This window comes from Rufibacter latericius, from assembly GCF_003721515.1.
In the GTDB taxonomy this organism is placed as follows: domain Bacteria; phylum Bacteroidota; class Bacteroidia; order Cytophagales; family Hymenobacteraceae; genus Nibribacter; species Nibribacter latericius.
Window position 1 is genome coordinate 170,689 of record NZ_RJJD01000008.1, and the last position, 13,567, is coordinate 184,255.

General features: G+C 51.9%; 14 protein-coding genes. 5 read left to right on the plus strand and 9 right to left on the minus strand.

Annotated features, from left to right (window positions below; all coding sequences use genetic code 11):
* Nucleotides 1-17: 17 nt before the first annotated feature.
* The 7 genes from EFB08_RS12755 to EFB08_RS12785 form a co-directional block, all read right to left on the minus strand.
* Nucleotides 18-914 carry a hypothetical protein gene (locus tag EFB08_RS12755; RefSeq protein ID WP_123127347.1) on the minus strand — a complete coding sequence of 299 codons (897 nt, stop codon included), beginning with the start codon at nt 912-914 and terminating at the stop codon, nt 18-20.
* Between the two features lie 147 nt (nt 915-1,061).
* Nucleotides 1,062-1,502, minus strand: a complete 441-nt coding sequence (locus EFB08_RS12760) for a PepSY-like domain-containing protein (RefSeq protein WP_123127348.1) — start codon at nt 1,500-1,502, stop codon at nt 1,062-1,064.
* A gap of 214 nt (nt 1,503-1,716) precedes the next feature.
* The gene (locus EFB08_RS12765) at nt 1,717-2,979 is read right to left on the minus strand and encodes a sensor histidine kinase (RefSeq protein WP_123127349.1); all 1,263 of its coding nucleotides are present in this window, start codon (nt 2,977-2,979) and stop codon (nt 1,717-1,719) included.
* The gene (locus EFB08_RS12770) at nt 2,976-3,653 is read right to left on the minus strand and encodes a response regulator transcription factor (protein ID WP_123127350.1); all 678 of its coding nucleotides are present in this window, start codon (nt 3,651-3,653) and stop codon (nt 2,976-2,978) included. Before EFB08_RS12770 ends, EFB08_RS12765 begins: the two co-directional genes overlap by 4 nt.
* A 121-nt stretch (nt 3,654-3,774) precedes the next feature.
* Nucleotides 3,775-4,035 carry a hypothetical protein gene (locus tag EFB08_RS12775; RefSeq protein WP_123127351.1) on the minus strand — a complete coding sequence of 87 codons (261 nt, stop codon included), beginning with the start codon at nt 4,033-4,035 and terminating at the stop codon, nt 3,775-3,777.
* A 13-nt stretch (nt 4,036-4,048) separates the two neighbouring features.
* The gene (locus tag EFB08_RS12780) at nt 4,049-4,240 is read right to left on the minus strand and encodes a hypothetical protein (protein WP_123127352.1); all 192 of its coding nucleotides are present in this window, start codon (nt 4,238-4,240) and stop codon (nt 4,049-4,051) included.
* A 24-nt stretch (nt 4,241-4,264) separates the two neighbouring features.
* Complete coding sequence (locus EFB08_RS12785; RefSeq protein ID WP_125077735.1) at nt 4,265-4,693, minus strand: STAS/SEC14 domain-containing protein; 429 nt, start codon at nt 4,691-4,693, stop codon at nt 4,265-4,267.
* A gap of 360 nt (nt 4,694-5,053) precedes the next feature.
* On the opposite strand from EFB08_RS12785, the gene EFB08_RS12790 reads away from it, so the two are divergent.
* Both EFB08_RS12790 and EFB08_RS12795 read left to right on the plus strand, forming a co-directional pair.
* Nucleotides 5,054-6,292, plus strand: coding sequence for a helix-turn-helix domain-containing protein (locus EFB08_RS12790; RefSeq protein ID WP_123127354.1), 1,239 nt, complete (start codon nt 5,054-5,056; stop codon nt 6,290-6,292).
* Nucleotides 6,293-6,398: 106 nt separating this feature from the next.
* Nucleotides 6,399-7,874 (plus strand): S41 family peptidase, encoded by a 1,476-nt coding sequence (locus tag EFB08_RS12795; protein WP_165864886.1) that lies wholly within the window; start codon nt 6,399-6,401, stop codon nt 7,872-7,874.
* Between the two features lie 329 nt (nt 7,875-8,203).
* On the opposite strand, the gene EFB08_RS12800 is transcribed toward EFB08_RS12795, so the two are convergent.
* Complete coding sequence (locus tag EFB08_RS12800) at nt 8,204-10,477, minus strand: Tex family protein (protein ID WP_123127356.1); 2,274 nt, start codon at nt 10,475-10,477, stop codon at nt 8,204-8,206.
* A gap of 256 nt (nt 10,478-10,733) precedes the next feature.
* Here EFB08_RS12800 and EFB08_RS12805 point away from each other — a divergent pair, with 256 nt between their 5' ends.
* Together EFB08_RS12805 and EFB08_RS12810 are read left to right on the plus strand one after the other, a co-directional pair.
* Nucleotides 10,734-11,120 (plus strand): hypothetical protein, encoded by a 387-nt coding sequence (locus EFB08_RS12805; protein ID WP_123127357.1) that lies wholly within the window; start codon nt 10,734-10,736, stop codon nt 11,118-11,120.
* Nucleotides 11,121-11,318: 198 nt separating this feature from the next.
* Nucleotides 11,319-11,504, plus strand: coding sequence for a hypothetical protein (locus EFB08_RS12810; protein WP_123127358.1), 186 nt, complete (start codon nt 11,319-11,321; stop codon nt 11,502-11,504).
* Nucleotides 11,505-11,610: 106 nt separating this feature from the next.
* Here the strand turns inward: EFB08_RS12810 and EFB08_RS12815 are convergent, their stop codons facing one another.
* Nucleotides 11,611-12,210, minus strand: a complete 600-nt coding sequence (locus tag EFB08_RS12815; protein ID WP_123127359.1) for a hypothetical protein — start codon at nt 12,208-12,210, stop codon at nt 11,611-11,613.
* 263 nt (nt 12,211-12,473) lie between these two features.
* On the opposite strand from EFB08_RS12815, the gene dinB reads away from it, so the two are divergent.
* On the plus strand, nt 12,474-13,535 hold the full coding sequence (gene dinB / locus EFB08_RS12820; RefSeq protein ID WP_123127360.1) for a DNA polymerase IV: 1,062 nt from the start codon (nt 12,474-12,476) through the stop codon (nt 13,533-13,535).
* The last annotated feature ends 32 nt before the right edge of the window (nt 13,536-13,567 follow it).

Below are 13,567 nucleotides of genomic sequence, written 5' to 3' on the forward strand. Positions count from 1 at the left end.
TAGAACAGCCCGAGTGCCTAGTTTGTTTGGGCCAGGTTCACGCGCAGGATGTTGGCCGGGGTTTTCTTGCCTTCATTGGAGATGTACAGCTCTCCAGATGGGCTGAACGCAATTCCCTCTGGCTTGTAAAAAGCCGCGTCATCTAACTTGTGCCGCTGTTTGATGCTGCCATCTGAGTTTAAGATGAACAACTGCGGATTAGAGGCCTCGGTCAGGTAAATGTCACCGGTCACCGGATGGACGGCGATTTCCGAAGGTTGCCAGGTTTTGCTCAGGGTTTTGGCCGTGCCCTGGGGCAGCAAAGGGTCTTTCAAACTCAGTTTGAAGATAGGCTGCGCCGATAATGATTTGGAACCGAGATCGAAAGCATACACGCCTTTGTACTCGGGGCCGTTGGTTTCTTCTCCTTTAATGGCCAGCAACAAGCGGTTATGCTGCGGGTCATAGGTAAGGCCTTCTACGTTGTGGCCCTCGTTCAGGGCGGTTTCATGCTCCTTAATCTTGAGGACAGGAGACTGCCAGTCGGCTACCTCAAACAGGTGCCCGTCGCTCCGGAGCACATAGGCGGTGCTGCCCACCAACGCGATGCCTTCATAATCGCCGGCGGCGCCAAAGGTCACTTGTTTTTCCAAGGAATTGGTGGCGGTGTTGTAGATAAAGATTACGCCGGCTTCATCCTGCACGCAGGCAAACCGTCCGCCTCCCAGGAAAGCGATACCTGATACTTCCCTCAGAATCTCGGGCACTTCCCACTTCTGCTGCACATGTATGGCGGTGGAGGCTACCTCGGGGGTTTTCTTTTTTTTGGTTTTTTTGGGTTTTTCATCGGCAAAACCGTGGGCTTTGCTGTTGTCGCAGGCCAGCGTGGTGAGGGACAACAGCAGGCTTAAACATAGGATTTGAATGCGTTTCATAGTTTCGGTTCTTTAGAAAATTGCCATTCGGCGGGAAAGTCGTTCTCCTGCCTTTTTACTTTTAGATGTTCTTGGGGCTTAAGGGCAGTTTTAGACAAATGGGGCTTAAAACAGCCCACCCGATATTCAGTTAATTAATCACTTGCCTTATTCCCAATAGGTTACGTTTGACAATGCACCGTTGGGAGTATATACCTTGTGCACCTCCTCGTTGTTGTTCTCCAACTCTACCTGATAAAACATCTGGCCGTCTTTCTCCACCTTCTCCAGATCGTCCATCAGGAAAGCGGGATAGTCGCGCTTCAGGGCCATGGAAACAGGTGCCGGGAGCTCCGTAGACGCGATGTCTTGCTTATGGCTGATGATGTGGCCGGTGGCATCCAGCAGAACGGTGTGCTCTACCTGGGCCATCTCAAATTCTGCCTCGTACAGGTTTCCGTGTTTTTCCCAGTCAATGGACTGGGCTCCGGTGAACTTCGCCTGCAGGGAGTTCTGCACCAGCGATGGTAGCTGCGATGGGGTGATATTCTGGCTGCAGCTCCACAGGCTGCTACTTGTTGCCAGAAAGGCTAAAAAGAGTGTTTTCATAGGTCTAAAGCTTCGGTTTTCAAGTTATTGTAAGCCAAAGGTCAGACCCAAAACAGGAAAGAATTGGGAATCTAAAAAGAAGTGGATTTTTTTTCAGGAGTTTTTTAATAGGCCAGACTACAGAGGAATTCTTGCTGAATTGCGTTTAAAAAGTATTGAAGCGCACTTTCAGCCTGTTTTCTGAAAAAGAAGCCTGAAACAAGAAATGGATTCCCTAAAAGGTAACGGTAAACTTATGCCCCTGCCCGAAGCTGTATTTTACCTGGAAACCGTACAGGTCACAAATGGCTTTCACAATGGACAAACCCAACCCGGTTGAGGTAACTGACGCCTCTTCTTTGTGGAACCGCGTGAACACTTTCTCCTCATCCAAAGCCTGAGGCCGGCCCGAGTTTTCTACCACCAAGGCTTCTTTGGACAGATCTATCCGCAGGAAGCCCCCTCGCACGTTATGGACGATGGCGTTTTTGAGCAGATTCAGCACCATCATAGCGGCCAGATCAGGGTTCACCCTGAGCGAAACCTCTTCGGGGATGTGTACCTCCGGGGAGATGCCTTTGTAGGAAAGCTGATCGGTGAAATCATCCAGAATTTTGTGCAGAAGGGCAGAAACGCAGACTTCCTCTTCTTGCCCGAACTGCCGGTTCTCTATCTTGGAGAGCAGCAGCAGCGATTTGTTCAAGCGGGTAAGGCGCTCCAGGTTCTCCATCACTGAACCAATCTGCACCAACTGTTCTTCGTGCAGGGGTTGGCTCTCGGCGAGCAGTTCCAGTTTGTTCAGGCTGATGGCCAGCGGAGTCTGCAATTCGTGCGAGGCGTTTTCTATGAACGCTTTCTGGTTCTGGTATGCGGCCACGTTCTGTTGCAGCAGTTTCTCCACGGTCTGGTTCAGGAGTTGGAATTCTTCAATATTGGTCTTTTGCACGGGCACGGGTTGGGCATCTTCCAGCTTAAACCGCTGCAAGCGCTGCAGGATGTGGTAAAAAGGCCGCCAGATTCGTTTCAAAAGCAGGTTGTTAACCACCAGAATACTACACACCAACCCCAGATACAGCCAGAGCAGCGAGTACAGCAGGTCTTCAATGAGGTCGTCTTCCTCCACCATGGAGGTAATCACGCGCAGCTCGTAGAATTTGTTTCCTTTCCTGAAAACCGAGGTGAGCATGCGCACGGGCTCAAAGTCTTTCTCGTTCTGCATGTACATGAGCGTATCCTGGTAGCGGTCTTTCCGGTGGATGGCCAACGTGAACGGGATTTCCTTTATCCTGAAATATCCGGCCTCAAAGTCGTTTTGCTTCAGCACGGTACTGTCGCGGCTGGCTTTCTGCACCACCAGTATTTTCTGGTTTTCCAGGCCATCGTCCATGCTGTCGTAGATTTCGTCCAGCATGTTGAAGTAGAAAAGCGCCGCCCAGGCGGAGATGACCACCAGCAGCAGCCCCGCTAGGTAAGCAGTGGCGTGGTTGAGCAGCTTCATGCCGTGACCAGTTTATACCCAATGCCGTAAATGGCCTGAATCTCTATTTGGGCGGCGTGGTCTTTCAGTTTCTTCCGGAGGTTTTTGATCTGCGAGTAGATAAACTCGTAGTTATCGGCTTGGTCAATGTAATCTCCCCAGACGTGCTCGGCCAGCGCGGTTTTGCTCACTAACCGGTCTTTGTTCGTGACCAGGTATAGCAGAATGTCAAACTCTTTGCGGTTGAGCACCAACTCTTGCCCCGCTACCCACACCTGGTGCTTGTCTGGGTCTATCTGCACGTTCTGAAGTTGGTGCAGATGCTGCCCCTCAAACTTGCGGCGGCGCAGCACCGATTTAACCCGGGCGTGCAGTTCGGCCATGTGGAACGGCTTAGGCAAATAATCATCGGCGCCCAGTTCCAGGCCCTGGATTTTATCATCCACCGAGTTCCGGGCCGAGACAATGATCACGCCATCGGTTTTCTGTTGTTTCTTGAGTTCATCTAAAATAGACAAACCGCTGCCGCCCGGCAGGTTGATGTCAAGCAGAATGCAGTCATAGGCGTACACGCCCACTTTCTCCAACGCAGTTTCATAATCTGAGGCGATTTCCACCAGGTATTGCTCCTGCTGAAGTGAGCGCACCAGGGTCTCCAGCATCTCGGGTTCGTCTTCTATCACCAGTATTTTCATAGCCGTGGCATTTACCCGCAAGTACGGCGGGAATTCTGGAAAGAGTTGGGAATACCAAAGCCAGGTTCAAAGTTGAGGCCGGTGGATGTTTCAGGCTTGGTTCTAGAAAATCGGCCCGAAATCAGAAGCGGGTGACTTTGCCTTTGTTTTCCCAGTGGCTGGAGGCAAGCGTGATGCCATCGGGGGCAAATTTCAGGCGGCGCACGTAGCGTTCGCCGGTGATGCTGCCGTCTGGTTTGCGCTTGCCGATGAACAGGGTGATGGGGTGTCCTTGCTTGTCGGTGATGAAGGTGAGGTCGTTACCGGCGAACACATCGTCCACACGGCTGTCGGGCTCGTAGGTTTTGCTGAGTTTGGCTTCCAGTTTGGGGCTAAGGGGCATGGCAAAGAAACGGTTACGAAACGGTGTACGATTGCAGGATAGACAGCGCCTCGGCTTCTTCGGCCTCTACCACCTCGTCTATCACCGTCTGGATTTCTTTTTCTGACCACTGCGCCTGCTCGGCGGCTTTCACAAATACGCCTAAGGCCACAAAGCGGCCACCTTCCAGCGGAAGGATCACGTTTACTTTTTTCTTGATGTTCATGCAGAGGGGAATGTCGTTTTTGGGCTATTTTACGGAAAACCGGCCAAAATCGCTAAGAGTGCCGGATGATTCCTGCGCCCATCTAAGCGCCGAGTTCAGTTCCTGGAAGTATTCTACTTCGGTGCGCATCTTGGGCCGCAGCGTAGCTACCATGCTACTAACGGCCATCTGGTTGAAGATGTCATCAGACACCACAAAAGCTAGCCGCCTGATTCCCAATAACTGGAAAGTAGGAAACCAGGTAGCGATGGTCCATTCCTGATCGGCTTGCCGGATGACTTTCATGTGTTTCATGTCCATCACCCAGCTCTGCAGCCCTCCTTTCCTGGTGACTTGCAGCGCTTCCTGGAGCCCCTCGCGGTATACCTCACTGGGCACAAAACCTTGCCAATGCAACACCAGCAGCAGGTGTAGCCGGTCGGTATCCAGTTGCAAGTATGATTCGGTTTCCATAGGTTTGGGTTGTCTGTCTTGCTCCTGTTTAGCCACAGGGGCATAGGCTTTCCTGCGCAAACAAGATAGCAAGAGGCACTACTGTATAAACTTTCTTTCTGGGGTTGAGGTTTTGGAGAGAACCAACAAATGAATTGCATTAGGGTAATAAAGTGTCAATCTTTGTCTATCAATAATAACGCCCTGAAAACCAACCGTCTTAGACTTATTTTCCCAGAAAAGCCTTTAAAATAGAAGTAAAGGCCCATTTTTAAGTCAAACTACCAAGAAAAGCTGTTTTGGCGGCATAGTAATTTTCCAAGGTAAAAGTACGTTCCTGAAGTTTTGCCTACATTTGGGTAGGTAAAGCGTTCACGGGCAATGTCTACTCAGGCGGTACAAATCATTTTGGTGGGAGGAGCGGTTCAGGGACTGGTACTGGCTTTTTTGCTGGCTACCCGCCGCACGAACCAGTTAGCCAACCGACTGCTGGCGGTTCTGATTTTGCTGATTTCCCTGCAGTCGGTGCTGGTGGCGTTTGACACCCGCGAGTTCTTCCTGGCGTTTCCGCACCTGAGCAAGGTAAGTTGGCTTTTGCCCATCCTCTTTGCGCCCCTCATCTACCTATTCTCCGCCAAGCTGACCCACGAGAACCCTAGGTTCAGGCCCCTTGATGCGCTGCATTTTCTCCCAGCCCTGCTGGTCTTCTTTTATCTGCTGCCTTATTACCTGAAAAGCCGCGAAGAGAAGATTGCCTACCTCAATGATTTTGAGCTAGCCTCCAAAGATGATTTCGGGTTCATAGGGCAACTGGCACTGGTGATGGTGAGTTTCTACCTGTTGCTCTCGCTCTGGAACTACCGCCGCTACCGAAGGGAGATCGCCAACTCCTTTTCTGAGGTTGAGAAAATCAGGTTGCAGTGGCTGCTCCAGTTCAGTTTGTTCATGCTGGTAATTATAGTCGTTGCCATTGTCGCTTTCTATGCTAAGAAATTGGAAGTGCCGGTGCTGATTCAGATTTACCGCTACCACCTGCATTACTTCGGTGTGATCGGCTTGATTTACTGGATCGGCTACAAAACCCTGGCCCAGCCGCGCATCTTTACCGAAGCCCCAACCGCACCAGAACCAAGTTTTCCCGCCCAAAGAGAAGAGGAACCAATTCCTGTTTTAGAGCCGGTTCTGGAAGAACTGCCCCCAAACACCGCCCCGGCCGTAAAATACCAGAAGTCCACGCTCAGGGAGGAAGACAGCCAAACGTACCTGGACCAACTGCTCACCTACATGGACACCCAGAAGCCGTACCTGGAACCCACGCTTACCATTCAGGAACTTTCAGAAAAACTGGGCATCTCCAAGCACCATCTTTCCCAAATCATCAACAACCGGCTAGGAAAGAATTTCTACGATTTCATTAACCAGTACCGGGTAGCCGAGGCGCAACTTATGCTGGTGAATCCCAAGTTCCGGCACCTTACCAACCTGGCTGTGGCCGAAGAAGCCGGGTTCAACTCCAAAGCCACTTTTAATGCCGTTTTCAAAAAACAGACCGGAAAAACCCCGTCTGAATATGTCAGAACCCACGCCGAGAACCGTCTGAATTCAGCGGATGAGCTATAAACAACGGATAAAATAGGTCTGAACTTAGCGGGCCGGACGACTGGCGTCTCTCCCACCTTTAGGTTTGCAGTGTTCAATCATTTCTACACCTATGAAATCAAAACTCTTGAGACGCTGTCTAATCTCCCTGTTTATGCTGGGCTCGTATCCGGGCTTAAGCCAGACAACCCCAACTGCTCCTGACCCGAAGCAGCAGTTCAGTCCTGCCCAGTTGCAGGAAGATCTCCACTTCATGCACCAGGTGCTCAACGAGGCGCACCCCGGCATGTACCGCTACACCTCCAAAGAACGCTTCGAGGCGCTGTTTGATAGTGTGGGCCAGACGCTCACCCGCCCCATGACGCAGCAGGAGTTTTTTGTGGCCGCCACTCCGTTGGTTACTGCCCTGAAAGACGGGCACATCAAGTGGATGCCCCGCCAGCGGAAACACGGCCAGTACTACTACAACCTGGACCAACTCTTCCCGCTGCAGCTGCATTTCACCGGCAAAAAGGCGCACCTGGTGCAAAACCTGGCGGGTACGACCACTATCCCGCTGGCTTCAGAGATAGTCTCTATCAACGGAATGCCCATCCCAGCGCTGGTAGACAAACTCCTGCCCACCGTGTTCTTCGCCGATGGCAATAGCGAGGCCGTGAAATGGCTATCTCTGGACAACTTCCTGCCGTTTTACTACGGCACGTACATTGGTGCCTCCCCTACCTATGAAATTGCTTTCAAGGCTCCGGGAAGCCAAGAAGTTAAGGCAGTCCAGGTACCAGCTATTACCTTAGAAACCATCCAGGAACTGGAAAAGGAACGGGAGAAAAAGAAGGAAAGCGTAATAAGGGTCTCCTACAAAGACCACAACACCGCCTTGCTTCGGATTGAGAACTTCAACATCTACAAAAACGAGATGGATGTAGAGAAAGTGATGAAAGACATCTTCTGGCAGATGAACGCCAAAAACACCCAGCACCTCATCATTGACCTGCGCGGCAACGAAGGCGGAGTAGACAAATGGGGCGCCCTGCTTTACTCCTACCTCACCGATAAGAAGTTCAGGTATTATGACAGCATGTTGGTGCCCAAGAAAGACAAGTTCACGTTTGAGAAGAACATCATCTGGCTCCCCGAGATGTACCCCATTTACCGCAGGCTCATTTCTAAGACCAAAGGCGGTAACTACACCTTCCGGTTCAAGAAAACCCTGCGGGAGCAGAAACCGCAAAAGCGCCCCTTCAAAGGCGATGTCTATGTTCTCACCGATGGCTATAGCTTCTCCGTCACCTCAGAGTTCTGCGCCATAGCCCACCATCACAAACGCGCCACCTTTATAGGGCGTGAAACCGGCGGCGGCTACTATGGAAACACCAGCGGCTTCCACTTACCCGTCAAACTCCCCAACACCGACCTTGAAATCGCCATTCCACAGTGGAACTACTTCATGGCCGTTTCTGGCTACCCGCACAAAGACCGCGGAATACTACCTGATTTCCCTATAGAGTACACTGCCGAGGACCTTATCCAGAAACGCGATATAGACCTGGAGTTTACTATGGAGCTGATTAAGTCTAAGAAGGTAGCTGCGGCGGCAAAGTAGAGAGATTTCGTACAGCAGGCTTGCTAAATGCTACCGAATTGAATAACGGCAAAGTAAGCCGAGATTCTCCCCTGGAGGGGAGTTAGAGAGGTGTTTACACCTGCTAGGTCACGCATTGCTGATTATGTCTTGGCTCCAAAATAGTGACCTTCTGTAATTAGCCTGGAACGCGTGCTCTCCTTTGTAAACACCCCTCTTTATCTTTCCTCCAGGGGAGAATCTGAAACTTCAACCGTTGTTCAGTATAGGGCCTGTTTTTCCAAATCACACCTAAAACAGAAAGGGCCAGTGAAATCACTAGCCCTTTCTGTTTACTATTATAAATCTGCCTACCTGAACATGTTTTTCAACTTGTTCAGTTTGGTAGCCATATCCTCTTCCTCTACTGGGGCATCACGTCTGCTGCTACCAGCTCCGGTGTTCCCGGATTTGCGGTCATTGCCACGGCTTGGCCTGGAGGTAGCGGCCTGTGGGTCACCTTTCATGGAGAGCGCAATACGTTTGCGGCCTACTTCTACTTCCAGGATGGTGACTTCCACCTTCTGCCCTACTTTCACCACTTCATGTGGGTTGCTCACGAAACGGTCAGACAAATGGCTCACGTGTACTAACCCGTCCTGGTGCACCCCAATGTCCACGAACGCCCCAAAGGCGGTGATGTTGGTGATGATGCCCGGCAGTTTCATGCCCTGGCGCAGGTCTTTGATCTCGTTCACACCTTCAGTGAAGCTGAACACCTCGTAGCTTTCGCGGGGGTCACGGCCGGGCTTGGCTAATTCGCTCAAAATGTCTTGAAGGGTAGGCAGACCAACGGTGTCAGACACATATTTCTTCAGGTCAATCTTCTTGCGGAGCTCGGCGTTTTTGAGCAGGTCTTCTACGGTAGCGTTAACGTCTTTCGCCATTTGCTCAACCAGTGCATAACGCTCAGGGTGCACGGCACTGGCATCCAGCGGGTGCTTGCCGCCTCTGATGCGCAGGAAACCGGCCGCTTGTTCAAAAGCTTTGTCGCCAAGGCGGGCTACTTTGCGCAGTTCGTTGCGGGTTTTAAACGGTCCGTTCTGGTTGCGATAGTCCACGATGTTCTGGGCCAACTGCGGCCCTAAGCCAGAAACGTAAGTTAATAATTGCTTGCTGGCGGTGTTTACTTCCACGCCCACGGCATTCACGCAGCTCATCACTACATCGTCCAGGCTGTGCTTAAGGGCATTCTGATCTACGTCATGCTGGTACTGCCCTACGCCAATGGATTTAGGATCCAGTTTTACCAACTCGGCCAAAGGGTCCATCAAACGGCGACCGATGGAAACGGCTCCGCGGACGGTAATATCCTGGTCCGGGAACTCCTCGCGGGCTACGTCTGAGGCCGAATAGATGGAGGCACCGCTTTCGTTTACCATCACAATGGCAATAGTATTGGGCAAGCCGAGGCCACGCACGAAGGTCTCGGTCTCGCGGCTGGCGGTTCCGTTGCCTATAGCGATGGCTTCAATCTGGTATTTGTGGCACATCACCATTACCTGCTGTCCGGCGGTAGTGGCCTGGTGTGCCCCGTTGTGCGGAAAAATTGCTTCGTAATGCAGCAGTTTGCCTTGCTCATCCAGCGCCACCACTTTACAACCGGTTCTGAAACCCGGGTCAATGGCGAGCACGCGTTTCTGGCCTAGCGGCGCAGACAAAAGCATCGGTCTTAGGTTATCAGCGAATACTCTGATGGCTTCTTCATCGGCGCGCTTCTTGGAGGAAAGACGCACCTCGGTTTCCATGTTCAGGCGCAGCATCCGTTTGTAGCTTTCCCGGATGGCCAGTTTCACCTGCTCGGCGGCGGCGTTGTGGCCGGTCACGAACTGGTCTTCCAGGATAGCCAAGGCTGCTTCTTCCTCTGGTTGGGCATCCAGCATCAAGACCATCTCCTTTTCGCCGCGGCGCATGGCCAGGATCCGGTGCGATGGCGCTTTCTCAATGGGCTCGTCCCACTCAAAGTAATCTTTGTATTTCTGGCCTTCCTCTTCTTTGCCCGGAATCACGCGCGCTTTGAACACGCCTTTCTTCTCAAACAGGTTCCGGATGTTGGCGCGGGCCTCGGGGTTCTCGTTCACCCACTCGGCAATGATATCGCGGGCACCGGCTAAGGCTTCCTCGGTGGATTTTACTTCTTTCTCTTCGCTCACGAACGCGGCGGCTTCAGAGGCAACATCCATATTAGCTTGCTCAAATAGCCTTTGTGCCAGTGGCTCCAGGCCTTTCTCGCGGGCGATGGTGGCACGGGTGCGGCGTTTTGGTTTGAACGGCAGGTAAATGTCCTCCAGCACGGCCATGGTTTCGGCGGCCAAAACCTGGGCTTCCAGTTCGGGGGTAAGTTTCTCCTGGTCTTTTAAGGATTTCAGGATGCTCTCGCGGCGCTTGTCCAGCTCGCGGAGTTGCTCTACGCGGTCGCGGATGGCAGCGATGGCTACCTCGTCCAGGCTGCCGGTTACTTCCTTGCGGTACCGGGCGATGAAGGGCACAGTGGCTCCCTCGTCCAGCAACGCCACAGTGGCCTCTACTTGTTTCTGGTTTACTTGCAGCTCCCCCGCAATCGTCTTGAAATGGTTTTCTGGCATGCTAAATAATCGTTCTGAAAAAGACTCTGTTCCTTCCTTGCTGCGTTGTAAAGGCAGGCAACGGATACCAAAGATAAGGCGAAATTAGCGGAAACCCCGCACTTATAGTCCTGCTTTTCTGGCCCGGGACCCAACAGAAGCTGGCCCGGTATTTGTATCTTTGCCCCTGAGTAACCGGATCAAAACTATCTGCTTTCGGCGTCTGAGAACCGATGTGGGAGTCCCCATTTCCTGATGCATTAACACTTAAATGAATATGAAGAGGATTATCTTTTTGCTGGCTTTTGCTTTTACTACCCTTGCTAGCCAGGCTCAAAACCCGGCCGTTACGCCTGAGGCCCGTGCACAGTCCATGACCACCACCATGACGAAGCACCTGAAACTCAATGCGGCTCAGGCTAACCGGGTGAAAACCATTAACCTGACCAGCATCCAGCAATTGGAGCAGGCCAAGAAAGACCACAAAAACGATCCGCGCCAGCTTAAAGCCACTATGGATCTGATCAGTGCCACTCGTCTGGAGTCGTTGAAAAGCGTTCTTTCTGTGACGCAGTTCCAGCAGTACCAACAACAACGCGAGCGTAAACTAGGCATTCCGGCACAGGCGGGTACCGGCGGAGTTCCGCAGGGATACGATAACTAAGGTTTCAGGCAAACGAGCTTGTTTGTTTTTAAAGGTACCGTTTAGAGGCTGTTTTCACCAAAATGGCCTCTAAACGGTACCTCTCTTTTTATAGCTGATCATACTTCAAATTTCTGGCTTAGGTATATATGGAAATAAAGGAAGACCTGCATCTTGCCTATATTCCTTGTTCAATCGCTCCTCTAACTTTTGCCGCCTATGAAATTCTTAGGATTACTCATCTTCCTGGTTGGTTTGGTCTCCCTGCTGGTGGCCTCTTTTGGAGCGAACCACTTCCTGCTTTTGTGGGTGGATAACTGGGGAAGACCTTTAGGGTGGGTTATCAGGGTAGCAATTACTCTGGCGGGTTACCTTTTGTATTACCTGCATCGAAACGATGATTAAGCACTTGTTTAAAGGCTGTTTTCATCAAAACAGGCCTAAAACAAAACCGGCACTGCCTTGGAAGACAGTGCCGGTTTTGTTTATAAAGGTATTGCCTGTTGGCGATCTACATTTCCAGCAAACCAAGCAGGATGAAGACCAGACCTACGATGGCCGCGATGGCACCTACCAAGCCCAGACCCGGGATCAAGCTCAGCAAAGCACCTACCACCAACAGAATCAGACCGATTTTGATGTACTGATTGATGGCATTGGCCTTTTTCACCGATTTGGCTTCGCGCATGATCTTTTTGGTAGCCGTTTTCACGTCTTTCTTGCTTTTGGCGGAGGCCAGCTCATTGGCCAGTTCTTTCACGTGCGGATTGGCTTCCAAAGCAGAAGCTACAGCCGCGGAGGTCATAGGAGCCGTGCGGGCCACTTCTCTGGAGGCTACCGGCTTGGCCGCATTGGCCTCCATGACAGGTGCTTCTTTGGCTTTGGCCGCTTCAATAGGTGCAACAACGGCTTCAGGCTGAGCCTGGGCAACTACTGCCTCTGATTCAACGGCGGCAGGAGCCGCAGTTGGCGCCACAACCGGAGCAGGTGCGGCTTTATGATAAGTGGTAGCGGGAGTGCTGAAGTCAAAATACTGGCTGGAAGAACAACCAATCATGAATTGGCTAGCCGCGCCGCAAACGAGTAGAGACAGTAAAGATTTGATTTTCATAGTGGAAGAGGTTAAGGGTGTTTGGTTTTAAAGGTAAATAGAAAGAACCTACGGGCAAAACTAGCCCATCTTGGTTTCATAGACTAACTTCGCAGTACGTAGACTAACGCTGCAAGTTCACCAATCATTTTACAAACAAAAATCTGCAGTCGTTTTCCGCTTGTAAATCAGGGCGAAATAATTTTACCCAGGATCATTTCGCTTCTTTCCTGCAGGTTAAAACCTCCGTTTCACCTTACTCCCTCACCTAGCCAGATAAACGTTTGCGCAAGATCATCCACATAGATATGGACGCGTTCTTTGCTTCGGTGGAACAGCGCGACAATCCGGCGCTGCGCGGAAAACCGGTGGCGGTGGGTGGTTCCAAAGCGCGGGGTGTGGTGGCGGCGGCTAGCTATGAGGCACGGCAATACGGGGTTTTCTCGGCGATGCCTTCGCAGGTGGCCCTTCGTAAATGCCCGCACCTCATCATGGTGCCCACGCGTTTTGAGGTGTATCAGCAGGTTTCAAGGCAGATCAGGGAGATTTTCCTGCGCTACACCGATCTCGTGGAACCCCTTTCCCTAGACGAGGCCTATCTGGATGTCACCGAAAACAAACAGGGCCTGAAATCGGCGATGTTCATCGCGCAGCGCATCAAATACGAGATCTATCAGGAAACGCGGCTGACGGCGTCGGCGGGGGTGTCGTTCAATAAGTTTCTGGCAAAGGTGGCCTCCGGGAAAAACAAACCTGATGGCCTCACCGTGGTTTTGCCCGACGAAGCCGAGGCCTTTGTGGAAGCCTTGCCCATTGAGAAATTCTACGGCATCGGAGACGTTACCGCCACCAAGATGAAGCAATTGGGCATCCATAGCGGCGCCGACCTGAAAAACCGTTCTGAGATGGATTTGCGGCGGCACTTCGGGAAATCGGGCTCCTACTTTTACCAGATCGCGCGCGCTCAGGACGAACGCCCCGTAGAACCGAACCGCATCCGGAAAAGCATTGGTTCTGAACGCACGTTCATGCAGGACCTGGAAACTGAGGAGGAAATGCTGCCCGAGTTGCAACGCCTGGCCGAGGAAGTCGCCTATGACCTGCACCGGCTGGAAGCCTCGGGCAAGACCGTCACCCTCAAGCTCAAGTACCACGATTTCACCAACAACACCCGCAGCAAAACCTTCTTTTCATCAGTGCGGGCCGAGGAAGTGTTGCTGGACATCGCCACCGAGTTGCTTCGCACGCCCTTTTTTCCCACCAAACCCGTCAGGCTGCTGGGCATCACCGTCTCTAACCTAAACTACGGCAAGCATCAAGGCGGGCAGTTATCTTTCCCTTTCTAGAAAACACTCGGAAATCAGCCTCTCAGAAGCGG

Coding starts and splice junctions, on each gene's coding strand:
- EFB08_RS12780 (WP_123127352.1), bottom strand. CDS start 4,240: ATGAACATCAAGAAAAAAGTAAACGTGATCCTTCCGCTGGAAGGTGGC.
- EFB08_RS12765 (WP_123127349.1), bottom strand. CDS start 2,979: ATGAAGCTGCTCAACCACGCCACTGCTTACCTAGCGGGGCTGCTGCTG.
- EFB08_RS12790 (WP_123127354.1), top strand. CDS start 5,054: ATGTCTACTCAGGCGGTACAAATCATTTTGGTGGGAGGAGCGGTTCAG.
- EFB08_RS12760 (WP_123127348.1), bottom strand. CDS start 1,502: ATGAAAACACTCTTTTTAGCCTTTCTGGCAACAAGTAGCAGCCTGTGG.
- EFB08_RS12785 (WP_125077735.1), bottom strand. CDS start 4,693: ATGGAAACCGAATCATACTTGCAACTGGATACCGACCGGCTACACCTG.
- EFB08_RS12805 (WP_123127357.1), top strand. CDS start 10,734: ATGAAGAGGATTATCTTTTTGCTGGCTTTTGCTTTTACTACCCTTGCT.
- EFB08_RS12800 (WP_123127356.1), bottom strand. CDS start 10,477: ATGCCAGAAAACCATTTCAAGACGATTGCGGGGGAGCTGCAAGTAAAC.
- EFB08_RS12775 (WP_123127351.1), bottom strand. CDS start 4,035: ATGCCCCTTAGCCCCAAACTGGAAGCCAAACTCAGCAAAACCTACGAG.
- EFB08_RS12770 (WP_123127350.1), bottom strand. CDS start 3,653: ATGAAAATACTGGTGATAGAAGACGAACCCGAGATGCTGGAGACCCTG.
- EFB08_RS12810 (WP_123127358.1), top strand. CDS start 11,319: ATGAAATTCTTAGGATTACTCATCTTCCTGGTTGGTTTGGTCTCCCTG.
- EFB08_RS12815 (WP_123127359.1), bottom strand. CDS start 12,210: ATGAAAATCAAATCTTTACTGTCTCTACTCGTTTGCGGCGCGGCTAGC.
- EFB08_RS12755 (WP_123127347.1), bottom strand. CDS start 914: ATGAAACGCATTCAAATCCTATGTTTAAGCCTGCTGTTGTCCCTCACC.